This is a genomic window from Burkholderia sp. 22PA0106, from assembly GCF_047497155.1.
In the GTDB taxonomy this organism is placed as follows: domain Bacteria; phylum Pseudomonadota; class Gammaproteobacteria; order Burkholderiales; family Burkholderiaceae; genus Burkholderia.
Window position 1 is genome coordinate 3059779 of sequence record NZ_CP163163.1, and the last position, 21808, is coordinate 3081586.

Annotated in this window: 21 protein-coding genes and 3 pseudogenes; 8 read left to right on the top strand and 16 right to left on the bottom strand. The window is 61.8% G+C overall.

Features of this window, described 5'->3' with window-relative positions; genetic code table 11:
- The first annotated feature begins 127 nt into the window (after window positions 1-127).
- From AB4850_RS28550 to AB4850_RS28575, 6 genes are all read left to right on the top strand, one after another.
- Window positions 128-688, top strand: a complete 561-nt coding sequence (locus AB4850_RS28550) for a periplasmic heavy metal sensor (RefSeq protein ID WP_414442778.1) — start codon at window positions 128-130, stop codon at window positions 686-688.
- A 417-nt stretch (window positions 689-1105) separates the two neighbouring features.
- The gene (locus AB4850_RS28555) at window positions 1106-1882 is read left to right on the top strand and encodes an ABC transporter substrate-binding protein (RefSeq protein WP_414442779.1); all 777 of its coding nucleotides are present in this window, start codon (window positions 1106-1108) and stop codon (window positions 1880-1882) included.
- A 174-nt stretch (window positions 1883-2056) separates the two neighbouring features.
- Window positions 2057-2746 (top strand): ABC transporter permease, encoded by a 690-nt coding sequence (locus AB4850_RS28560; RefSeq protein WP_414442780.1) that lies wholly within the window; start codon window positions 2057-2059, stop codon window positions 2744-2746.
- Window positions 2743-3456, top strand: coding sequence for an ABC transporter permease (locus AB4850_RS28565; RefSeq protein ID WP_414442781.1), 714 nt, complete (start codon window positions 2743-2745; stop codon window positions 3454-3456). Before AB4850_RS28560 ends, AB4850_RS28565 begins: the two co-directional genes overlap by 4 nt.
- Before the next feature lie 17 nt (window positions 3457-3473).
- Complete coding sequence (locus AB4850_RS28570; protein ID WP_414442782.1) at window positions 3474-4253, top strand: ABC transporter ATP-binding protein; 780 nt, start codon at window positions 3474-3476, stop codon at window positions 4251-4253.
- Between the two features lie 684 nt (window positions 4254-4937).
- Entirely contained in the window at window positions 4938-6023 is a 1086-nt protein-coding gene (locus AB4850_RS28575; RefSeq protein ID WP_414442783.1) for a porin, read from the top strand.
- Window positions 6024-6242: 219 nt separating this feature from the next.
- Here AB4850_RS28575 and AB4850_RS28580 read toward each other — a convergent pair whose 3' ends face one another.
- Together AB4850_RS28580 and AB4850_RS28585 are read right to left on the bottom strand one after the other, a co-directional pair.
- Entirely contained in the window at window positions 6243-6581 is a 339-nt protein-coding gene (locus AB4850_RS28580; protein WP_013699037.1) for a P-II family nitrogen regulator, read from the bottom strand.
- A 54-nt stretch (window positions 6582-6635) separates the two neighbouring features.
- Window positions 6636-8327, bottom strand: coding sequence for an NAD+ synthase (locus AB4850_RS28585; RefSeq protein ID WP_414442784.1), 1692 nt, complete (start codon window positions 8325-8327; stop codon window positions 6636-6638).
- A 108-nt stretch (window positions 8328-8435) separates the two neighbouring features.
- Here AB4850_RS28585 and AB4850_RS28590 point away from each other — a divergent pair, with 108 nt between their 5' ends.
- Entirely contained in the window at window positions 8436-9605 is a 1170-nt protein-coding gene (locus AB4850_RS28590) for a GNAT family N-acetyltransferase (RefSeq protein ID WP_414442785.1), read from the top strand.
- A 216-nt stretch (window positions 9606-9821) separates the two neighbouring features.
- Here AB4850_RS28590 and AB4850_RS28595 read toward each other — a convergent pair.
- The 9 genes and pseudogenes from AB4850_RS28595 to AB4850_RS28635 all read right to left on the bottom strand — a co-directional run.
- Window positions 9822-10663, bottom strand: a pseudogene (locus tag AB4850_RS28595) (IS256 family transposase); the annotation flags it as partial.
- 10 nt (window positions 10664-10673) lie between these two features.
- Window positions 10674-10916 carry a hypothetical protein gene (locus tag AB4850_RS28600; RefSeq protein WP_414442786.1) on the bottom strand — a complete coding sequence of 81 codons (243 nt, stop codon included), beginning with the start codon at window positions 10914-10916 and terminating at the stop codon, window positions 10674-10676.
- A gap of 522 nt (window positions 10917-11438) precedes the next feature.
- A complete protein-coding gene (locus AB4850_RS28605) occupies window positions 11439-12110 on the bottom strand; it encodes a hypothetical protein (protein WP_414442787.1) in 672 nt (223 codons plus the stop codon).
- A gap of 28 nt (window positions 12111-12138) precedes the next feature.
- Window positions 12139-12687 (bottom strand): hypothetical protein, encoded by a 549-nt coding sequence (locus tag AB4850_RS28610; RefSeq protein ID WP_414442788.1) that lies wholly within the window; start codon window positions 12685-12687, stop codon window positions 12139-12141.
- Between the two features lie 8 nt (window positions 12688-12695).
- Window positions 12696-13709, bottom strand: a complete 1014-nt coding sequence (locus AB4850_RS28615) for a hypothetical protein (protein ID WP_414442789.1) — start codon at window positions 13707-13709, stop codon at window positions 12696-12698.
- 101 nt (window positions 13710-13810) lie between these two features.
- A complete protein-coding gene (locus AB4850_RS28620; protein ID WP_414442790.1) occupies window positions 13811-14293 on the bottom strand; it encodes a hypothetical protein in 483 nt (160 codons plus the stop codon).
- The gene (locus AB4850_RS28625; RefSeq protein WP_414445639.1) at window positions 14284-14916 is read right to left on the bottom strand and encodes a pilus assembly protein; all 633 of its coding nucleotides are present in this window, start codon (window positions 14914-14916) and stop codon (window positions 14284-14286) included. Before AB4850_RS28625 ends, AB4850_RS28620 begins: the two co-directional genes overlap by 10 nt.
- Window positions 14917-15000: 84 nt before the next feature.
- Window positions 15001-16173, bottom strand: coding sequence for a fimbria/pilus outer membrane usher protein (locus AB4850_RS28630; RefSeq protein ID WP_414442791.1), 1173 nt, complete (start codon window positions 16171-16173; stop codon window positions 15001-15003).
- A 361-nt stretch (window positions 16174-16534) separates the two neighbouring features.
- Window positions 16535-17068, bottom strand: a complete 534-nt coding sequence (locus tag AB4850_RS28635; protein ID WP_414442792.1) for a CS1 type fimbrial major subunit — start codon at window positions 17066-17068, stop codon at window positions 16535-16537.
- Window positions 17069-17507: 439 nt separating this feature from the next.
- Between AB4850_RS28635 and AB4850_RS28640 the strand changes: the two are divergent.
- Window positions 17508-18063 (top strand): annotated as a pseudogene (locus AB4850_RS28640) (GIY-YIG nuclease family protein); the annotation flags it as partial.
- Between the two features lie 49 nt (window positions 18064-18112).
- Here the strand turns inward: AB4850_RS28640 and AB4850_RS28645 are convergent.
- The 5 genes and pseudogenes from AB4850_RS28645 to AB4850_RS28665 form a co-directional block, all read right to left on the bottom strand.
- Window positions 18113-18340: pseudogene (locus AB4850_RS28645) on the bottom strand (inorganic diphosphatase); the annotation flags it as partial.
- Between the two features lie 64 nt (window positions 18341-18404).
- Window positions 18405-19298, bottom strand: coding sequence for a hypothetical protein (locus AB4850_RS28650; protein WP_414442793.1), 894 nt, complete (start codon window positions 19296-19298; stop codon window positions 18405-18407).
- Between the two features lie 136 nt (window positions 19299-19434).
- Window positions 19435-20106 carry a hypothetical protein gene (locus tag AB4850_RS28655; protein WP_414442794.1) on the bottom strand — a complete coding sequence of 224 codons (672 nt, stop codon included), beginning with the start codon at window positions 20104-20106 and terminating at the stop codon, window positions 19435-19437.
- Window positions 20107-20160: 54 nt separating this feature from the next.
- Window positions 20161-20721 carry a hypothetical protein gene (locus tag AB4850_RS28660; RefSeq protein ID WP_414442795.1) on the bottom strand — a complete coding sequence of 187 codons (561 nt, stop codon included), beginning with the start codon at window positions 20719-20721 and terminating at the stop codon, window positions 20161-20163.
- 8 nt (window positions 20722-20729) lie between these two features.
- Complete coding sequence (locus AB4850_RS28665) at window positions 20730-21734, bottom strand: hypothetical protein (protein ID WP_414442796.1); 1005 nt, start codon at window positions 21732-21734, stop codon at window positions 20730-20732.
- Window positions 21735-21808: the final 74 nt, after the last annotated feature.

The window sequence follows — 21808 nt, forward strand, 5'->3', positions numbered from 1 at the left end:
GCAGGCCCGACGTAACACGGTGTCCGAGGCGCTTGGCTACGCTGCGTCTTACCCGATGCGGAAACAGGCGGCGCCAGCCGGCCCGCCCCGCCGTGTCGACGATCCCATTCGACCAGGAGTCATCGCAATGTATAAGAAGACGTCCCGCGTGGCTATCGCAGCCGCCTCCGTTCTGGCCCTCGCCTTCGGCGCCGCCGCGCATGCGGCCGACTCGGCCCCGCCGCCCGACGCGCCGCACGGCGGCCCGGGCATGCATCACCACGGCCACCACGGCGGCCCGCTGGAAGTGTTCAAGCGTCTGCATGCGCAACTGAAGCTGACGCCGGCGCAGGAACAGCAATACCAGGCGGCCGAGGCCACCACCCGGCAGAACCGCGACGCGATGCGCAAGAACTTCGAGCAGTCGCGCGCGCAGTTCGACGCCGCGCAAAGCCAGCCGATCCTCGATCTCGACGCGATGCAGGCCGCGCGCGAGCAGGTGTTCCAGCAGAACGCCCAACTGCACCAGCAGACCGAAAAAGCCTGGCTGGCCTTCTACGACGGCCTGACCGACCCGCAGAAGACGCAGGTCAGCACGGCGCTGAAGGCCGATTTCGCCAAGATGAAGGCGCGCCACGAGAAGATGAAGGCGCACTGGGCGAATCGCCACGCGGCGAAGGCCGCCGCCGCTTCGGCACCGGCGCAGTAAGACGATGGCATCCGGCCGGGGTCGAAGCGGCCCCGGTCGAACCCGAAAACGGGGCGGTCCGCTTGCGCGGCCGCCCCGTTTCGTTGTTTTTGCGCGTCCCAAGCATGCGTCGGCCGGTCAACGGCCATGTCCGCGCATTGCCCGGCCTACGCGCGGCATCGTCCGCCATTGCGGCCGATTCGCGCCGCCACCCGCTCCGCCGCACCGGCCCCTGCGCCGCCTTCCGGCACCCCGGCAAACTCCCGAGCACCGATTCGACCTTGCTCGCCGCCGGCTCGGGTAAAATACCGCGCTTTTGGCCGGCCGGGCCTTGCCCGACCGCGCGCCGAAGCCGCCGTGACCGAATTTTGGCTGTCTAGAATACGGCCGGCGCGCGACCGGCAGCAGCCGGCCTGTCAGCGTCGCAAGAGGAAACAGATGAACAAGCTCGCCCTGTGCGCAGCGCTCGCCCTGATGGCGGGCAGCGCCTTCGCGAAGGAATGGAAGACGGTCCGCATCGGCGTCGACGCCAGCTACCCGCCGTTCGAATCGGTCGCGCAGAACGGCGACATCGTCGGCTTCGACGTGGACCTGACCAGGGAAATCTGCACGCGCATCGCGGTGCGCTGCAAGTGGGTTGCGCAGGATCTCGACGGCATCATCCCGGCCTTGAAGGCACGCAAGTTCGACATCATCGTGTCGTCGCTGACCGTGACCGACAAGCGCCGCGAGCAGATCGATTTCTCCGACAAGCTGTACGACGCGCCCGCGCGGATGATCGCCAAGGCCGGTTCGCCGCTGCGGCCGAGCGTGGCGTCGCTGAAGGGCAAGCGGGTCGGCGTCGAGCAGGGGTCCACGCAGGAAACCTACGCGAAGACCTATTGGGAAACGCAAGGCGTGACGATCGTGCCGTACCAGAACCAGGATCAGGTCTACACCGATCTCGGGACGGGCCGGCTCGACGCCGCGCTGCAGGACGAATTGCAGGCCGACTACGGCTTTCTGCGCACGGCGCGCGGCAAGGGCTTTGCGTGGGCCGGCCCCGAAGTGAAGGATCCGAAGACGATCGGTGACGGCACCGCGATCGGCCTGCGCAAGGAGGACACGGATCTGAAGGCGAAGATCAACGCCGCCCTCGCCGCGATGCACCAGGACGGGACGTACGACAGGCTGTCGCACCAGTACTTCTCGTTCAGCGTGTATTCGGCGAAGTAACCACGTTTCGGCCGGAGCGGCCGCCGCGCTACCCAGCGCGGCCCGCCCGGCACGAGGAAGTCGAAAGCCGCCCGGCGGAATCACCGGGCGGCCCGACACACAAGCACGGGGCGCGCCGCCAACCTGCGGCACGCGTCTTTCGCGGCGCACACGATGCGCCGTCAAGGACCTCATATGTTTCTTTCCGGCTACGGCCCGCTGATACTCTCGGGCACCTGGCAGACCGTCAAGCTGGCGGTGCTGTCGCTGGCGCTGTCGTTCGTGCTCGGGCTGCTCGGCGCGGGCGCCAAGCTCTCGCGCAACCGCATCTCGCACGGCATCGGCACGCTCTACACCACGCTGATCCGCGGCGTGCCCGACCTGGTGCTGATGCTGCTGCTGTTCTACAGCATCCAGATCTGGCTGAACCAGTTCACCGACCTGATGAACTGGGATCAGATCGACATCGACCCGTTCGCGGCCGGCGTCCTGGTGCTCGGCTTCATCTACGGCGCCTACTTCACCGAAACCTTCCGCGGCGCGTTCCTCTCGGTGCCGCGCGGCCAGCTCGAAGCGGGCGCGGCCTACGGCATGTCGAGCTGGCAGGTGTTCACGCGGGTGATGTTCCCGCAGATGATGCGCTTCGCGCTGCCCGGCATCGGCAACAACTGGCAGGTGCTCGTCAAATCCACCGCGCTGGTCTCGATCATCGGCCTGGCCGACGTCGTCAAGGCGTCGCAGGACGCGGGCAAGGGCACGCTGCGTTTCTTCTTCTTCACGCTGCTCGCGGGGGCGATCTACCTCGCGATCACGACGATCTCGAACTTCGTGCTGATGTGGCTGGAAAAACGCTACTCCGCCGGCGTCCGCAAGGCTGACCTATGATCGAACTGATTCAGGAATACTGGCGCAACTACCTGTATACCGACGGGTATCGCTTCACCGGCGTGACCATCACGCTGTGGCTGCTGGTGGTATCGATCGCGCTCGGCTTCTGCCTGTCGGTGCCGCTCGCCTGCGCGCGCGTGTCGAAGCGCAAGTGGCTGTCCGGCTCGGTGTGGCTCTATACGTACATCTTCCGCGGCACGCCGCTCTACGTGCAGTTGCTGCTCTGCTACACGGGCCTCTACAGCCTGCACGTGGTACGCGACACGGCCATGCTCAACGCGTTCTTCCGCGACGGCATGCACTGCACGCTGCTCGCGTTCACGCTGAACACCTGCGCGTACACCACCGAGATCTTCGCCGGTGCGATCAAGGCGACCAACTACGGCGAGATCGAGGCCGCGCGTGCTTACGGCATGTCGACCTTCACGCTGTACCGCCGCGTGATCCTGCCATCGGCGCTGCGCCGCGCGCTGCCGCTGTACAGCAACGAAGTGATCCTGATGCTGCACGCGACCACCGTGGCCTTCACCGCCACCGTGCCCGACATCCTCAAGATCGCGCGCGACGTCAATTCGGCCACCTACATGTCCTTCCACGCGTTCGGCATCGCCGCGCTCCTCTATCTCGCGATCTCGTTCACGCTGGTGTGGCTGTTCCGCTGCGCCGAGCGACGCTGGCTCGCCTACCTGCGCCCGCAAGGCAAATAAAGGCGCGAGGACTCCTGATGAATTCCACGATGCACAAGCTTTTCGTCGACGATCTCCACAAGCAGTACGGCAGCAACGAAGTCCTGAAGGGCGTGTCGCTGAAGGCGCACGCCGGCGACGTGATCAGCGTGATCGGCTCGTCCGGCTCGGGCAAGAGCACGATGCTGCGCTGTATCAATTTCCTCGAACAGCCGAACGCCGGCCGCATCTTCGTCGACGGCGAAGAGGTACGCACCGCGAAAGACAAGGGCGGCGCGCTGAAGGCCGCCGACACCAAGCAGTTGCAGCGCGTGCGCACCAAGCTCGCGATGGTGTTCCAGCACTTCAACCTGTGGTCGCACATGAACGTGCTGGAAAACGTCATGGAAGCGCCGGTCAACGTGCTCGGGCTGTCGAAGCGCGAGGCCGAGCAGCGCGCCCGCGAATATCTCGAGAAGGTGGGCCTGCAGCCGCGCGTCGAGAAGCAATACCCGTCACACCTGTCGGGCGGCCAGCAGCAGCGCGTGGCGATCGCCCGCGCGCTGGCGATGCATCCCGACGTCATGCTGTTCGACGAGCCGACCTCGGCGCTCGACCCGGAACTCGTGGGCGAAGTGCTGAAGGTCATGCAGAAGCTGGCCGAGGAAGGCCGCACGATGATCGTGGTCACGCACGAAATGGGCTTCGCACGCAACGTGTCGAACCACGTGATGTTCCTGCACCAGGGCCGCGTGGAAGAAGAAGGCGCACCGGCCGAGGTATTCGGCAATACCCGCAGCGAACGTCTCAAGCAGTTCCTGTCCGGCAGCCTCAAGTAAGTTCTTTCCCCGAGCACCCGCTCACGCCGGCATCGCGCGCGACACGCTTCGCGCCGCGCTGCCGGCGCTCCCCGCCTCACTCGCCTCCCCTGCGCCTCGTTCGCTTCACGTTGCCCGCGCACGTTCGCTTGCCGCCAACGTGAATTCGCGCACTCGTTTATTAAAAACAACTAAACACTTTCGTACCGCGCATGAAATCGTCGTCATTTCTTTACGGATAGCTAACGATTTCCAGTCCTGATCGAATTACGCCCGCCGTATTCGGGCGTCAATAGTGGCAATCCTTGACCCCCCTCCCGGAAATCCATGAGCGCCTTATCCGGCAAGGACTTGTCTTATTTTTCGGCACCGTTTAGGCGGTGTCCCGGGCAGCGTTTATTGCAATTTGGCGACATCAGCTAGTCAAACAACGATTTTCGTCGCCACCAAAGTGTATTTTTGCTAAATTAGTAACCAAAGTAGCAAAACGAAAGTCATGAAATGTAGTTTAGCTTCATGACAACAGGAGACCCCGGCTTTGCCCAACCGGCAAAACGGCCTGCAAAGAGCTTAGTCCGCACGCCAGGCAGTGCCTATCCGGCATCGCACGCGGTCTCTCTGGTTATCCCATGTTGACCGGATGCATCCCAAACATCCGGCATGTGCGCAGTTGGTGGGTTGACTTTTTGACAGGGTATGGAGGAGATGATGAAGAAAGCATTGCTCGCGGCAGCACTGATGACTGCCGGAGTGGCGGCGCATGCGCAAAGCAGCGTGACGCTGTACGGTCGTCTGGATGCAGGGCTCGAATACCTGAACGGCGGCCAAGCCGGTCACACGGTCCGCGCGGAAAGCGGCGACTGGGGCACCAGCCTCTGGGGTATCAAGGGCACCGAAGATATCGGCGGCGGCAACAAGGTGGTGTTCCACCTCGAAGGCGCATTCAACACCATGAACGGCAACATGGGCACCAGCGGCACGATCTGGGATCGTTTTGCGACGGTCGGGATCTCGAACGACGCATACGGTACGCTGCTGTTGGGTCGCGAACTCGCGATCGCCAACGGCGTGTGGGATTTCGACCCGTTCGGCCAGTCGAACTGGTCGACGGCATCGCTGGTGCGCGGTCGTAACTGGAACAAGACCAGCAACAACATTTCGTACCAATCGCCGAACATCTACGGCTTCGACGCTTACGGCGTGTACTCGCTGTCGAACCAATCGACCTTCAACGGCGGCTCCGGCGCACCCGGCAGCCAAGGCCGCAGCGATGGCCTGCAGGTGACCTACACGAACTCGCTGTTCCAGATTCGTGGCCTGTTCGACGAAACGCGCGATGGCGTGAACGGCAAGTTCGACGACGTGTTCAACAACTCGCGTGAATACTTCATCGGCGCGAACGTGTTCCTCGGCGCCTTCAAGCTGCAAGCGGCCTATCAGACGTCGCATGCGGACAGCGCCGGCCCGGCAGGCAACGCCGGCATCACGTCGACGCAACAGGCTTGGGGCGGTGTGACGTGGCAAGCGACGCCGGCAGCGGCGATCATCGCGGCGGTGTACCACGTGAACGCGAACAACGGCGGCGGCAACGCGACGATCTACACGATCGGCGGCTCGTACAACCTGTCGAAGCGCACCTTGCTCGACATCCAGGCTGCCACGCTGCGCAACAGCAAGACGGCCAACTTCGGCCTGAACGCGAACCCGTCGGGCACGGCAGTGGCAACCGGCAACCCGCATCCGGGCGGCTCGCAAACGGGTGTCTACGCCGGCATTCAGCACCTGTTCTGATCGCCGGCGCCTGACGGCGACCCGCGACATACCAAGATTCTCAGTTTCACGCTGCTGCGAGAGGCGCGTATCGGTGCGGTACCCCAACGGGTATCGCACCGTTTTTTATTGGCGCGCCGGGCTTCGCTTCGCGCATGCCGCCGAGACGGACACAAAAACGCCAACGGCCCGGATCACCGGGCCGTTGGCGTTTGTGCATAACGACAGCGCAGGCGGCGCTCAGACCGCCGCTTCGTTTTCCTCGCCGGTGCGGATGCGGATCACGCGCTCCACGTCGGACACGAAGATCTTGCCGTCGCCGATCTTGCCGGTGCGCGCGGCGCCGATCACGGCGTCGATCACCTGGTCGACCTGATCGGCCGCGACCACCACTTCGATCTTCATCTTCGGCAGGAAATCGACCACGTACTCGGCGCCGCGATACAGCTCGGTATGGCCTTTCTGGCGGCCGAAGCCCTTCACTTCCGTCACGGTGAGGCCGGTCAGGCCGACTTCGGCCAGCGCCTCGCGCACTTCGTCGAGCTTGAACGGTTTGATGATGGCGGTAATGCGTTTCATGATGATGCTCCGGATAAGGGGACGACTGAGACGGATTCTACGCGCGGCGCCCCGTCAGTCGATACGCTCGTTGAAGCGCGACGTGATCGGATAGCGCCAGTCGCGGCCGAAAGCCCGGTGCGTGACGCGAATGCCGATCGGCGCCTGGCGCCGCTTGTACTCGTTGATCTTGATGAGGCGCGTGACGCGCAGCACGTCCGCCTCGTCGTAGCCGGCCGCGACGATCTGGGCGAGCGGCCGGTCTTCCTCCATGTACATGCGCATGATCGCATCGAGCGCGTCGTACGGCGGCAGGCTGTCCTGGTCGGTCTGGTTCTCGCGCAGTTCCGCCGACGGCGCGCGCGTGAGAATCCGCTCCGGGATCACGTCGGTCTTGCCGAACTCGGCCGCGCCGTTGCGGTAATGACAGAGACGATAAACGAGTGTCTTGGCGATGTCCTTGATCACGGCGAAACCGCCGGCCATGTCGCCGTACAACGTGCAGTAGCCGACCGCCATCTCGCTCTTGTTGCCGGTGGTCAGCACGATCGAGCCGAACTTGTTCGACAGCGCCATCAGCAGCGTGCCGCGGATGCGCGCCTGGATGTTCTCCTCGGTGGCGTCCTCGTCGCGGCCGGCGAAATCGGCGGCCAGCGCGCCGCGGAACGCGTCGAACATCGGCGCGATGGCGATCTCGTCGTAGCGCACGCCCACCCGGCGCGCCATCTCGGCCGCATCCGTGGTGGAGATGTCGGCCGTGTAGCGCGACGGCATCATCACGGCGCGCACGCGCTGCGCGCCGAGCGCGTCGCAGGCCACCGCCAGCACCAGCGCCGAATCGACGCCGCCCGACAGGCCGATCAGCACGCCCGGAAAGCCGTTCTTGCCGATGTAGTCGCGCACGCCGAGCACCAGTGCGCGATAGACCTGCGCCTCGGCGGACAGCCCCGGCGCGATCTCGGCCGTGGCGGCCACGGGCCGCGCGCCGTCGAATTCGACGATCGCGTGCCCTTCCTCGAACTGCGCCATGCGCGCGACCAGTTGGCCCGCGCCGTCGAGCACGAACGAGCCGCCATCGAACACGAGCTCGTCCTGCCCACCGACCAGGTTCACATAGACCATCGGCAGGCCCGTCTCGCGAATCCGCGCGCGCAGGATGTCGACGCGCACCGCGTCCTTGTTCATGTGATACGGCGAGCCGTTCGGCACCAGCAGCACCTCGGCGCCGGCCGCCTTGGCCAGTTGCGAGGCCGCCGCGTGCCAGGCGTCCTCGCAGATCACCACGCCGAACTTCGTGCCGTTCAACTCGAACACGCACGGTTGCGGATCGCTCGCGAAGTAACGCTTCTCGTCGAACACCTCGGTGTTCGGCAGTTCGTGCTTGCGGTAGGTGGCGCGGATTTCGCCGCCTGCGATGAGCGACGCGGCGTTCCAGGTATCGACCGGATTGACGCCGCGCTCGATCGGACGGTTTGCATTACCATCGGCGCTGGCGGTGCGCAGCGGATGGCCGACCAGCACGGCCAGGCCGTCGAGCGGCGCGAGGCGCGCGGCCAGTTCCGCCAGCGCCTCGGCGGCCGCCACGTAGAACGCGGGCCGCAGCAGCAGGTCTTCCGGGGGATAGCCCGACAGCGCCAGCTCCGGCGCGACCAGCAAATGCGCACCATCCTTGTGCGCGGCGCGGGCGGCTTCGACGATCCGGGCGACGTTACCGGCGAAATCGCCGACGGTGACGTTGAGTTGGGCGAGAGCGATACGGGTTTTCATGACGGGAACTGCGCGGCCTCACGGGCCGCGTGACAGGCGCCTTGCCGGCGCATCACCGGCGCACCGCGCGCAAACGCGCGCACGCCGAACGAAACGGATGTCAGACGGTTGAAACACGAACGCAACGATTATCGCATGGGGCTCCTGCGCTCTCCGCTCGAAACGGACGCGGCCGAATGGAACGCCCTGCTCGAGCGACAGGCGCACCCGACGCCGTTCCTGCGCCATGAATTCCTGGCCGCGCTCCATGCCACCGGCTGCGCCGTCGACGAATCGGGCTGGGCGCCGAACTTCCTGACCCTGACCGACGAGGCGAGCGGCGCGCTGGTGGCGGCGGCGCCCGTCTACGCCAAGCACCATTCGTATGGCGAGTATGTATTCGACTGGGCCTGGGCCGACGCCTACCAGCGCAACAACGTGCCGTACTACCCGAAGCTGCTGTGCGCCGTGCCGTTCACGCCGGTGCAGGGCACGCGCCTGATCGCCGCCAATGACGCCGCGCGCCGCCAGCTCGCCGCCACGCTGGTGGCGCTGGCCGAGCAGAGCGAGGTGTCGTCGCTGCACGTGCTGTTTCCCACCGCCAGCGAAGCCGAGTTGCTGGCCGAGATGGGCATGATGCTGCGCGAGGGCGTGCAGTTCCACTGGCTCAATCAGGGCTATCGCCACTTCGACGATTTCCTCGCCACGCTCGAACAGAAAAAGCGCAAGAACATCCGCGCCGAGCGGCGCAAGGTGGCCGAAGCCGGCGTCACGTTCCGGCGCGTGCGCGGCGAGGACGCCACCGACGACGACTGGCGCTTCTTCTCGCGCTGCTACCGGCAAACCTACCGCGAGCATCATTCGAGCCCGTACCTGAATCTCGATTTCTTCCGGCGCATCGGCGAGACGATGCCCGAGAACCTGCTGCTCGTGATCGCCGAGGCCGACGGCCGGCCGATCGCCAGTTCGCTGGCCGTGTACCGGCGCGATCCGGCCGGCGGCGGCACGCTGTACGGCCGCTACTGGGGCGCGCTCGAACACGTGCCGTGCCTGCACTTCGAAACCGCCTACTACCAGTTGCTGGAGTTTTGCATCGAGGAGAAGTTGAGTGCCTTCGAGGGCGGCGCGCAGGGCGAGCACAAGCTCGCACGCGGTTTCATGCCCACGGTCACGCATTCGGCGCACTGGCTCGCGCATCCGGCCTTCGCCGATGCGGTGGGCGAATTTCTCAAGCGCGAGACGGGTCAGATCCACGCGTATGTCGACGAACTGCGCGAGCACAACCCGTTCAAGGCCTGATCGCGTGTCGGCGCCGCGCGAACGCAACGCAAGCAGCATGGCCGCGACGAGCAACCTGGCCCCATCGCCCGAACGCAGCCGTTGCGTGGCAACGCGGCCGCTCGCCAGCCGGGCATGTTGCACGATTCGTCTGCAACTCGGCGATCGATCGCATACGAAACCTTTTTAAACAGTGTCTCGATCGTCAAGGTGAGGCGATTTTCAACAGCCTGTCGGCGCCTGGACGAGCGTTTTGCGGCCCTTGTCGCTGGCAAATTCCAGGCTATTGCGAATCAGGTGCACGATGAGGTCTGCACGGTGGCGCGGGGGTAGACCGCGGCGATCGCCTCGGGCAAGCCCTTCAGGCCGTCCGCCACGGCGATCAGGATGTCCTGGCATCCGCGCGCCCTGAGTTGGCCGAACACCTCGAGCCAGAATTCCTCACCTTCGGTCTGCTCGATCCAGAGGCCCAGCACGTCGCGCTGGCCGTCGGCCTGGACGCCCAACGCCAGATAGACGGCCTTGTTGACGACCATGCCGTCATCGCGAATCTCGACCCGCAGCGCGTCGAAGAACACCAACGGATACATCGTCTCCAGCGGACGGCCCTGCCAGGCGAAGGCTTCGGCCATGACCTCGTCGGTGACCGAACTGATGAAATCGGGAGACGCCTCGGCTCCATAGCTCTCGGCCAGAAATGCGCGGATCTCGCGCACGCTCATGCCACGCGCGTACATCGCGATGATGCGTTCGTCGAAGCCCGCAAACCGGCGCTTGTGCTTGGGGATGAGGATCGGCTCGAAGCTGCCGTCCCGGTCGCGAGGGATTTCGACACGAACCGGGCCGCGATCGGTGATGACGGTCTTGCCACTGGCGCCGTTGCGTTCGTTGGCCTGACCGTGCGGCTTGACCTGGCCGGACGCGTAACCCAGATGCAGATTCATCTCGGCACCCATCGCCCGTTCGATGACGGCCTTGTTGAACGCCAGCATCAGGTCCTGAACTTCGCCGAGCGACATGGACCCTTCGGCCAGCGGGTCCACCAGTTCGTTGGGCGTGCGTTTCTTTTTCATCGGCATATCCATGCAATCAACGCCTCACGATATGCCCCGCCCACGAAATGGCGGATAGGTCCAGCGGGGGAAGAACTTCCGTGTTGCTTGCTTTTTCGCCAACACCCTGATTTTCACCGAATCCAATGTATGCAACACCGGGCTTTTCACCAGCGTCGTCACCAAAGGCCGTATTTTCAGCCCCAATGGCAATGGCCGGCCCATCCGAAAAACTATGATTTCCCATTGTCATCCCACAATACGTAAAAAAATTCAGCATTCAATCCAAACCCAGCAGTCTCTGATTTGTTGCAATAGATCGCACACACCCGAGCAGAATAAATATTCACACATATTTCCCCATCACCATTCAGGCAAATGGCACGAGCAAGCTTCTCGCCCTGCCTCAAAACTCCGCATTTGCAGTCGATATCAACCGCAATCGTGCCAACTCCATTTCCACGATCAAACCAACCACCTCCACTACAACCCGATGACACCCCCATCAATTACAAATTTTTCAAGGCGCACGCCTTCTCGCCATCTGGCATCGGCAATACAAGGATCGCAACTCCGGTCAACATCCAGAACTTTCTTTAAACATGTTTAGCATCCCTAATTTCTATAAACCACCGATGCCTTCAACCTGCAACGAGTTGTCGCGCATCAGGCATTCATCGATGCAATGGGCGAATATCTCGAGCGAGCGACGGATCGGATTCAGATCCACGCTTACGTCGATTCACTACGCAAGCACAAGCCGTTCAACACCTGATCGCGCATCCATTTCGCGAACTCGCCGCTACCGGTCGCGCGTCGCCCCACGACAGGCCGGATGGCCCGGCACCATCACGGTCGCTCCCGCCAGCACGCGCGGCACATCCGGGTAGACATTGAACTCGTCGAGCCGCCGGCCGTCCACCTCGGCGCCTTCCACGCGATAGTGGACGTTGCCGGTTGCGTTCAGCCGCGCGCCGGACGCCTCGCACGTCACGGCGAGCCCCTCGCGGGCCGTCGGCGGCAATTGACGGACGATGTTGCTGAACGCGAGATTGGCGACAACCGCCGCGGATGAATGCCCGCGATCGCTGCCGAGCAGCTTGACGACCGGCCGGACCTCCAGCCGATAGACCGTTTCCTTCGCGACGGGACGCATCACCTTGAGCTTGATGGTCTTCCCCTGCCCCGGCGCGAGGCTCATCTGAAACGGATAGGCATACAGCGCCGGCCGCGCCGCGTCGCCGACCGGCTCGAGGTGTTCGTCCTCGAGCGGTACGCCGGGATTGAGCAGGCGTGACAGCGTCACGCTGACGTATTCGGTGCGATTGCCGTTGTTGACGACCTTGATCGACGTCACCTCGGCGCCGACCTTCGCGTCCTTCGGGCTGACGTCGATCGTCGCGGCCGCCGACATCGGCGCGGCCATCGCCGCCAGGGCCGCGGCGCACAGCCATCCGTTCGAAACTCGCTTCATGCTGAACCTCTCCTGCTTGCTGGGGCCGTCAAGGCTCGGTAATCACCGGCTCGAAGGTCATCGACAACACGCCGCTGTAGGTGCCCGCGGTGCTCTTGAAATCCCCGGCGGGCGGTAGCGCCGCCACATCGAGGACGTAGTAGCCCACCGAATCCTCACCCTCTTGCGGGGGAGCCGGATTGCGGAACTCCGCGCTTCGATCGAGCGTCAGCGGCTTCGGCGCGCCGCCTTCGATGCCGAGCGTGACCGTTGGGGCTCGGAAAACCAGCGCGGAATTCGATTGATGCGTGATGCTCAGCGGCGCATCGAGACGGACCTGAAACGTGCCGCTGCTCGATACGACCTTCAACCGGGCCTGCGCCTCGAACGCCGTGTCCCAACCGCCGAGCTGCTGCATCTCGAGCCCTTGATCGAACCAGCCGCCCGTGTCGTTCGTCACGAACAGGTTGTTCGGCCGCGTGACATGCGCGGTCACCTTGCTGCTGGTTTTTCCGCTCAGGACGACCTTCTGCGCGGACGCAACGGCGGGCAGCATGGCCGCGGCGAGCACGACGGCCCACCAGATGGGGGTTTTCATGAACGTTCTCAGGGTTGAGTGACGACCGTGAAGGTCAGCACATCGCTGTAGTCGCCTTCCTTCACCTTGCTATCGACCGTTGTCTTGAACGTCGGCACGAAGCAGGTCTTTCCGGAATCGCTCATCGTCAGCGCGACGTTCGTCGCGTTCGGCAAGGAGAAAGCGCTGCTGCCTAATAAGGCGACGTCGTACGGAATGAACTGCGACGCATCGCTCATGTTCTTGAGCCGGTATCGATTGCCGACGACGCCATTGGCATTGCTCGCGTCGATGATGAAGCGCTTGCCCTTGACCGACGGGCCGGAATACGTGAAGCAAAGCTGGTTGGCCACTTCAGGAAAGGTTTTTTCCGAATCGCCGCGCGGCAATTCGCCGAGGCTCCAATCCGGCGCCGTCATGTTGATCTTGATGTCCAGCGGGAGAGCAACGTCCGGGTTGGTTACTTTTTCGCAAACACCGTTACTCTCACCGTATCTGATGTAGACAGCACCGGATTTTGCACCAAAATCGCCGCCATATAACTCGCGATTCGCTGCCAGAAGCGTGACAGCCGGCCAATCCGAAAGATAGGAATTCTTCACCACCAGTCTGTAATTCGCAACGTAGCTTTCATGGATCCGCCAATCTGTCTTTTCAAGATAATAACTACCATTATAACTTGTATATTTTCCTGAATACGAATTCAAATAACCGTAATTACGCTCACCATTCAAGTAAACGGTTTGATCAAAAGCAGTCGGCAGCTTCACACGTCCGGATTTATCATATATATACATTACAATAGATCGCGAATAAAGAAGTTTTCCGGCAGGAAATCCTGACGATACGTCCTTGTAGCTGACATCAACGCTAATCGTGCTAGTTCCATTTCCGTTATCAATCCAACCGCATCCGCCATAACCACTTGCAACATCAAGAAGATACGGTGGTAAACCAGCGCACACCTTCCCACCACTCAACATAATCGACACAAGAATTGCCGATCCGGCCAACCCTCTGCGCCAAGCTCTTTTTTTAAACATATCAAGCGCCTTGAAATTTCAGAAAAACCGACCGCCTTTGAATATAAAAAACATCATCATCGGCAGCCAGCAAGACACGAAACGGGTTTCACCCCACCGGCTTATCGTTCTTCGCCACGCAATTGATAAATCACCACGCCATACCCGACACTGACGAACAGCGGCGCGGCCGTACCTCCCGCCCCGCCCCCATCGACCACGATGCGCTCGCGAGGCCGGAACGTGACGCGCCACACTTGCGTGCGCTGCGGCACGGCGAGCGCTTTCAGTGCGATTGGGTATCGCTGCCCAGGCGACAGCGCCAACCGCCTCGGCAGCACCAGCAAGGTGGGCCGCGGCACCTCCTCCACCGGCTCGAGCCGCTCGGGAACCTGCCCCGGGTTGGCGACCCGTTGCTGCGTCACATCGAGATACAGCGGCGAATCGCCGATGTTTTCAACCCATAACTGGCTGGCCGCGCCGTCCGGCTTCAGCCTGAGTTCGGTGCGGGACAACTTCAGCACGCCCGCCGCGGAACACGCAAAGCACCACGACACTGCCAGCGTGCCCACCAGCCAGTGCGCCGCGCCCTTCGTCACGGACATGTCAGCGTGACCGGCTCGTCGTCGTCCTTCAACGTCATCCGGTGCGTGGCGAAGTGCTGCGGCGTGCCCGGAAACACGGCGAGGGTTTGCGAGGGTTTCGTTGCATCCTCAACCACATCGGTCAGGATTTTCCGGATGTTTCCCGTGTTCTCCAGCGTGATCCCGCCATCCTCGCAGCGATGTGTCCAGCCGGAACGCTGCTTGCCCGGCGCCGGCATGTGCCGCACCAGCACGCCGTACCCGATCGCGACCGACATCGGCGCGGTGATCGTGTCCTGCGGCGCGCTCTCGACCCGCAATGCCCTGACGGGCACGATGTAGAGCCGGTAGAGTTCCTCCTGCGCCGGCTCCGCCAGGGACTTCAGCACCACCGAGCGCGTCTGGTTCGGCCCGAGCGTCAGCTTGTCCGGGCTGGCGAGCATCCCGGGGTGATCGACGTCGCCAAGCGCAACCCGCGTTTCCGGCGTGACGCCGGGGTTGGTGACTTTCTGCACCGAGATATTGAGGTACAGCGGCGAATCGCCGACGTTCTTGACGGTCACATGCCGTTCGTGGGCATTGAATACCTTCGTGGTGGCAGGCATCACCATCAGTTCGCCCTCCGCGCGAGCACCCTGGCTCATGCACAGTGACAGCGCCGCGCAGCATGCCGCGGATGCGATTCGTCGGATTGTTTTCATCGACTTGCCTTTCAAAATTGGGACGCGTCATTCGCAGCGGTAATAGCTGCCTTGCGCGCCGTTCAGGTTGCAGTGGTAGCGCTTCCCGTCGCGATTGACCGTGAGCCGCGACATCAGCTTCTTGCTGACGAGCGAGAACAGGCCGTTCTTATGGACGGTGTCGCCGCTTTCCTCGATCGTTCCACTCAGCGGCTTGCCTTCGGCATCGGTCAGGAAACCGCTGTAGATCATGCTGATATCGACACGCGCCGATGCCGAATAGAGCTGCCCGGGATGCGCGCGCACCACGTTCGCAGGCACCTCGATATTCATGTCGAGATCCTGGCTGTTGCTGAACACCCGCGCGAACGGGACGTCCTGGTAAGCGGGCAGCGGCACCGCGTAGGTACCGTTGCCGGCCACCGGGTTGCCTTCGACATTGAAGCCGTATTTCGTGCCTTCGATATCGGGTGTTTTCAGCAACATCGCGCTGCCGCTGCCGCTGTACCGGCCGAGTGCAGCGCCATGCCGGTTCGCGGCCGCCATGCCCCGGTAATTGAAATCGACATTGGTAATGCCCGCCGCGTGGCCGATGTTCAGCGACGCGTCGCCCCGCGTGCCCGACCGGCTGCCATAGACGTTGGCGCCGAAATCGTTGCCCACGCGATTGGCGTTCATCCCGATCGTGGACGTGCCGAACCCGTCCTGGAAATCCTTGCGTACGTCGGCGTTCAACTGGGTCTGCCCGCCGGAATGCGCGGCCCCGAAGCTCGCCTGCACCTTTTCCAGCGTCATCGTCATGTTCAGATAAACACCGTAGCCTTTTCGATCACGCTGGAAGCCACCCTTCTGCACGCCCAGCGCAAAGGTGGCCCACAGGCCGTTCGGGCGATAGTTCCAGCGCACCTCGGCCTGGTGAGAACGGCCGAAGTTCGATTGCTGATAGGTGTAGCCGAAGCTCTGCGACGGCAAACCCACCCAGGTATTGCCGTTGATGTTCGCCGCGCGATAACCATCGGAGGCCGCGCGCAAATCCACCGCATGGTTGTTGACGATGCCGAGGTGCGTGGGCGGGGCGATGTAATCGTTGCGTGAATCGCGGATGACGATCGACCGCCTGAGCTTGTCGACGCTCACGAAATAACCGTCGACCTGCGTGTCGCAGCCGTCGCGGCAACGCTTGTAATCCAGTTGCGAAACGATCCGTTTCAGCGTCTCCACGTCATTCGCCGAAATCCCGTTTGCCCGATATTTTTCTTCGTCGAATTCAAGCGCGTTCGTCACGGACGAATAGGAGACGAAACCCGGCAGGGTGCGACCGTTGAATGTCGCCACATAATGCGCGCGGTCATCCAGCTCGGCCTCGCCGAATCCTTCCGGAACGCCATAGGAAACCTTCAGGTTCCCGAATGCGCTCGACGAAATGAAAATGAAGGCCCCGACCCAAATCGTATTGAGTCGAAACGGAATTGAATCGGGAGTCACGTGGGTTTATTCGGAGATCGCAGAAGCAAGAATTCGCTTCGATTCACGGCAGATGACGGGAACCTCGAGCGAGCGAAATTCCCGTGCAATGGGAGATTTACTCGGACGGTGAAGCGGCCGCGACCGGCTCGAACACCATCACGAGATCGCCGCTATAGCTGCCGTTCGTGCTCGCTTCGCCGATTTTCGCCGGCGCGTTGACGTCGATCGTCAGGCCGTGAACTTCGTCGAAACCGCCATTGCCCACCGTCGTCTGGGTGATTGTCTGCGGGGTACCGAACTTGACTTCGGTGTCGCCGCCATTGCTCGACAGCGTGACCAAGGCATTCGCCATTTCATAAGCACCGCTCGCCAGCTTCAGCGGCTGGGCGAGCGAGATATTGAAATCCTTGTTCTTCGACCAGACGCGCACGGGCAGCGTCTTGGTGAACTTGGCCTGCGTGTAGTCGGTCGCCTCCAGCTCTTCGGTGCCGTACCACGTCGAACCATCCGGCTTCGAAACGAAAATGCCGTCGTTGATCTGCGCCGTCAGCGTGATCTTTTTCTGGACCGTATCGGCCTGCGCCACGTTCGCCGCACCAAGCAACACCAGTGCCGCGCCAACCGCCACACCCATCTTTTCAAACTTCATGACCAACCCCTTAAAAAATTAAGTACTACAAATTGCGTGAAAATTTGCAATATCGCGAACAACATTCGATCTATCGCAAACTTACAGCAGACGCCATGATCGTCCAGACGAAGTGTTGATATCAATCAGATAAATCTGATTATTTAAAATTTATCAAAAAATATACGTTACAAAATATTTAATCCATCTCAACAAAGTGCGACATCAAGGGCCACATAAACCCCCAAATAATATTGTGGGCGTGCTAGATCACCTTGCCTGGCGCGGGATTCGCCCGGCAAACCATCTAGCGTGGTCGAGCGATTTTTTGTCCGAATTGCCGGGCCAGACTCACTTCCTGCCAGGAATGAGCGGCAAGGTTTTCGAGCCCGGTGGGAGAGGCGTCACGCTTTTTCTGAGAAACTGGCGGCCTTGCCTCATCCGATTGGCCTACCCCGCCATGTCCTGGTTTCTCTATCTGATCGAATGCGAGGACGGCAGCGTCTACACCGGCATCACCACCGATGTGGACGCCCGCTTCGCGCAGCACGCGAGCGGCAAAGGCGCGCGCTACACGCGGGCGCGCAAGCCGCGCACCGTGCTGGCGTGGTTTCCGTTGGCCGACCGCTCCAGCGCCTCGCGCGCCGAGTACTGGGTCAAGCGGCTCACGCCGGTGCAAAAGCGCGCGCTGGCAAGCGGTCGGCGCACGCTGGAATCGGTGTTGCCGGCGGCGGCGGTCGAAGTCGAAGCCGGCGATGAGGCAGCCGGTATGGTGACGGCGGCGGAAAGCGTCGTCGCGGCAGCCGAACCGGCTACGTCCACCGTTGCCGATGCCGCCGTGTTCGTCGCGCTGGCCGACGCCTGCGCTGCCACCCTCGCCGACTCGCCGCCCGGCATCGGCTCGAAACGCCGCGCGGCCCGCCGCCCGCGCGCGCGTCGCCCGTCATCCTGACGCCCCCCGCCTCGCTCCCCGCGCGCCCATGAAAAAACCGCGCGGCCCCGAAACGGAGCACGCGCGGTTTCGCACGGCAGGCCGGCACGCTCGCGCGCGCCGGCGGGACAGGCTTACTTGGCCGCGTTCGCGACGCCTTCCGTGATTTCCTTGTGGGCGGCGTCGATGTCGGCCCAGCCCTCGACCTCGACCTCGACCCACTTGCCCTTTTCGAGCGCCTTGTATCGCTCGAAGAAGTGCTTGATCTGATCATTCAGGTAAGCCGGCACGTCGTCGAGCGACTTGAGGTTGGCCGTCATCGGGCAGACCTGCGGCACGGCGATCGGCTTCGCGCCCACGCCGACTCGTCGGTTATCTGCTGCATGGCGGAGACGCACGCAACCGGCCCCCTCACATCGGGCTTTCTCAGGGTTGAACGATGACCGTGAAGGTCATCACGTCGCTGTAGTCACCTTCCGCCACGTTATCGACCGTTGTCTTGAACGCCGGCACAAAACAGGTCTTTCCGGAATCGCCCATCGTCAGTGCGACATTTTTCACGTTTGGCAGGGAGAAAACGCTGTTGCCTGAAAAGCTGACGTCATAAGGAATGAACTGCGAAGCGTCGTTCGTGTTCTTGAGGCGGTATCGATTGCCGACGGTGCCGTTGGCATCGCTCGCATTGATGAGGAAGCGCTTGCCCTTGACATCTGGAGCGGAATACGTGAAGCAAAGCTGGTTGGCCACTTCCGGGAAGGTTTTTTCCGAATCGCCGAGCGGCAATTCGCCGAGATTCCAATCCGGAGCCGTCATGCCGATTTCGATGTCGAGTGGAGGAGGCACTTCCGGGTTAGTTATTTTTTCGCAAACACCATCATTCTCACCAAACCTGAGGTAGGCTGCACCGTTCTTATCACCGACATCGTCACCGTTCGTATAATTCCCAGCCCTAACTGAAATAGCCGGCCACTCCGACACTATGGAATTATTTATCCGCAACACATAATGCGCAACAAAACTAGCGGTATTCCGCCAATTCCCAAGCCTCCCGCTATACATTACATACCCCTGGCCCGAGTACACCTTCGAAGATGCTGTCCCATCCAAGGTAATAGATGAAGCTAAATTTGCACTCGGATTCAAAGATCCGTCTTTACTATAATTATAAATTAAAATACCTCGACCAAAAAGCGACAACCCCGGAGGAAGAGCGCCGGCCACTGGCTTGTAGTTGATATCGACGCTAAGCGTGCTGGTTCCATCTCCATTATCAATCCAACCACATCCGCTATAACCCGATGCCACATCGAGCAATACCAATTTATAAGCGGCGCATGCCCTCTCACTACCCGATATCAGCAATGCGAGAATTACAACTCCGCACAATTTTCCGCACCAACCTATTTTTTAAACATGTTGAACACCTTGAATTTTCAGACAAATCCACCACTCGCCGCTACGGCTTGTGCTTCGCCACCCGGCAGGCCGGATGGCCGGGCACCGTTACAACCGCTCCCGCCAGCAAGCGCGGCACATCCGGATAGACGTTGAACGCCTCGAGGCGCTGGCCATCCACCTCGGCCCCTTCCACGCGGGCATGAACGTTGCCGGTGGCGCTCAGCCGCGCGCCCGACGCCTCGCACGTCACGTCGAGTCCCTCGCGGGCCGCCGACGGCAGTTGGCGAACAATGCTGCTGAACGCGAGATTGGCGACCACCGCGGCGGATGAGGTACCGCGATCGCTGCCGAGCAGCTTGACGACCGGCCTGGTCTCCAGCCGGTAGACCGTTTCCTTCTCGACGGGACGCATGACCTTGAGCCTGATGGTTTTCGTCTGCCCCGGCGCGAGGCTCATCTGAAACGGATACGCATACAGCGCGGGCCGTGCCGCATCGCCCACCGGTTCGAGGTGTTCGTTCTCGATCGGCACGCCGGGATCGAGCAGGCGCGACAGCGTCACGCTGACGTATTCGGCGCGACTGCCGTTGTTGACGACCCGGATCGATGTCACGTCGTCGCTGATCTTCGCGTCCTTCGGGCTGACGTCGATCGTCGCCGCCGCCGGTATCGGCGCGGCCATCGCCGCGAGGGCCGCTACATATAGCCATCCGGCCGAAACTCGCTTCATGCTGACCGCCTCCTGCTTGCTTGTGCCGCCGGACACAGGCCCGGCGTCGTGCCGTCAAGGCTCGGTGATGACTGGCTCGAAAGTCATCGACAACACACCGCTGTAGGTGCCCGAGGTGCTCTTGAAATCCCCGGCGGGCGGTAGCGCCGCCACATCGAGCACGTAGTAGCCGACTGAATCCTCACCCTCTTGCGGGGGAGCCGGATTGCGGAATTCAGCGCTTCGATCGAGCGTCAGCGGCTTCGGTGCCCCGCCTTCGATGCCGAGCGTGACCCTCGGGGTTCGGAACACCAGCTCGGGATTCGATTGATGCGTAATGCTCAGGGGCGCATCGAGGCGAACCTGGAACGTGCCGCTGCTCGATACGATCTTCAACCGGGCCTGCGCCTCGAACGCCGTGTCCCAGCCGCCGAGCTGCTGCATCTCGAGCCCTTGATCGAACCAGCCGCCCGTGTCGTTCGTCACGAACAGGTTGTTCGGCCGCGTGACATGCGCGGTCACCTTGCTGCTGGTCTTTCCGCTGAGGACGACCTTCTGTGCGGACGCAACGGCGGGCAGCATGGCCGCGGCGAGCAAGACGGCGTACCAGATGGGCTTGTTCATGGGCTTGTTCATGGATGTTCCTAGGGCTGGGTGATGACCGTGAAGGTCAGCACGTCGCTGTAGTCGCCCTCCTTCACCGTGTTATCGACCGTTGTCTTGAACGTCGGTACGAAGCAGGTCTTTCCGGAATCGCTCATCGTCAGCGCGACGTTTTTCTCATTCGGCAAGGCGAAGGCACTGCTACCCGACAAAGCGACGTCGTAAGGAATGGTCTGCGACGTGTCGTTCATGTTCTTGAGCCGGTATCGATTGCCGACGACCCCATTGGCATTGCTCGCATTGATGATGAAGCACTTGCCCTTGACCGACGGGCCGGAATACGTGAAGCAAAGCTGGTTGGCCACTTCAGGAAAGGTTTTTTCCGAATCGCCGCGCGGCAATTCGCCGAGGTTCCAATCCGGCGCCGTCATGTCGATCTTGATGTCCAGCGGGGGAGGAACTTCCGGGTTGGTTACCAATTCGCAAACACCGTTACTCTCGCCGTATCTGATGTAGGCAACACCGGACTTTTCACCAGCGTCGTTACCATTCGTAAAGTTCCCGGCCCTGAGGGCCATAGCCGGCCAATCCGAAAAAGTGGAATTTTTCACTAGCACCCTGTAATGCGCAACAAAACTTGCCATATTGGTCCAAGTAGCACTGGGCTTTGAAAGATACATTACATACCCTTCTCCGTAATATCTCTCAGTGGTGGACACCCCATTCATGGAGACGGATTGAGCGAGATCGGAGCTCGGCTTCAAAGAACCACTTTTGTCGTACGCATACACCAAAATACCTCGCGACAAAAATCTCGTGCCGACAGGTTTTGTTGCGGCAGTTACTTGCTTGTAGCTGACATCAACGGCAATCGTGCTAGTTCCGTTACCATTATCGACCCAACCGCACCCACTATAACCATATGCCAGATCGAACAACTCCAGTTTGAGAGCGCAAGCCTTCCCACTACCCGACAAAATCAATACGAGGATTACATATCTGATCAGCCGCCCATGCCATCCTCTTTTATTAAGCAAACAAATCATCGTGAAACTCCAGACGAAATTACTGCCACTAATTATAAAAATCATGGGCGCAGATCATCGGCATTCATCTGGGC

Excerpts from the sequence above, each read along its gene's own strand:
- AB4850_RS28550 (WP_414442778.1), top strand. The coding sequence starts at position 128 with ATGTATAAGAAGACGTCCCGCGTGGCTATCGCAGCCGCCTCCGTTCTG.
- AB4850_RS28555 (WP_414442779.1), top strand. The coding sequence starts at position 1,106 with ATGAACAAGCTCGCCCTGTGCGCAGCGCTCGCCCTGATGGCGGGCAGC.
- AB4850_RS28560 (WP_414442780.1), top strand. The coding sequence starts at position 2,057 with ATGTTTCTTTCCGGCTACGGCCCGCTGATACTCTCGGGCACCTGGCAG.
- AB4850_RS28565 (WP_414442781.1), top strand. The coding sequence starts at position 2,743 with ATGATCGAACTGATTCAGGAATACTGGCGCAACTACCTGTATACCGAC.
- AB4850_RS28570 (WP_414442782.1), top strand. The coding sequence starts at position 3,474 with ATGAATTCCACGATGCACAAGCTTTTCGTCGACGATCTCCACAAGCAG.
- AB4850_RS28575 (WP_414442783.1), top strand. The coding sequence starts at position 4,938 with ATGATGAAGAAAGCATTGCTCGCGGCAGCACTGATGACTGCCGGAGTG.
- AB4850_RS28580 (WP_013699037.1), bottom strand. The coding sequence starts at position 6,581 with ATGAAACGCATTACCGCCATCATCAAACCGTTCAAGCTCGACGAAGTG.
- AB4850_RS28585 (WP_414442784.1), bottom strand. The coding sequence starts at position 8,327 with ATGAAAACCCGTATCGCTCTCGCCCAACTCAACGTCACCGTCGGCGAT.
- AB4850_RS28600 (WP_414442786.1), bottom strand. The coding sequence starts at position 10,916 with ATGCTGAATTTTTTTACGTATTGTGGGATGACAATGGGAAATCATAGT.
- AB4850_RS28605 (WP_414442787.1), bottom strand. The coding sequence starts at position 12,110 with ATGAAGCGAGTTTCGAACGGATGGCTGTGCGCCGCGGCCCTGGCGGCG.
- AB4850_RS28610 (WP_414442788.1), bottom strand. The coding sequence starts at position 12,687 with ATGAAAACCCCCATCTGGTGGGCCGTCGTGCTCGCCGCGGCCATGCTG.
- AB4850_RS28615 (WP_414442789.1), bottom strand. The coding sequence starts at position 13,709 with ATGTTTAAAAAAAGAGCTTGGCGCAGAGGGTTGGCCGGATCGGCAATT.
- AB4850_RS28620 (WP_414442790.1), bottom strand. The coding sequence starts at position 14,293 with ATGTCCGTGACGAAGGGCGCGGCGCACTGGCTGGTGGGCACGCTGGCA.
- AB4850_RS28625 (WP_414445639.1), bottom strand. The coding sequence starts at position 14,916 with ATGAGCCAGGGTGCTCGCGCGGAGGGCGAACTGATGGTGATGCCTGCC.
- AB4850_RS28635 (WP_414442792.1), bottom strand. The coding sequence starts at position 17,068 with ATGAAGTTTGAAAAGATGGGTGTGGCGGTTGGCGCGGCACTGGTGTTG.
- AB4850_RS28655 (WP_414442794.1), bottom strand. The coding sequence starts at position 20,106 with ATGAAGCGAGTTTCGGCCGGATGGCTATATGTAGCGGCCCTCGCGGCG.
- AB4850_RS28660 (WP_414442795.1), bottom strand. The coding sequence starts at position 20,721 with ATGAACAAGCCCATGAACAAGCCCATCTGGTACGCCGTCTTGCTCGCC.
- AB4850_RS28665 (WP_414442796.1), bottom strand. The coding sequence starts at position 21,734 with ATGATTTGTTTGCTTAATAAAAGAGGATGGCATGGGCGGCTGATCAGA.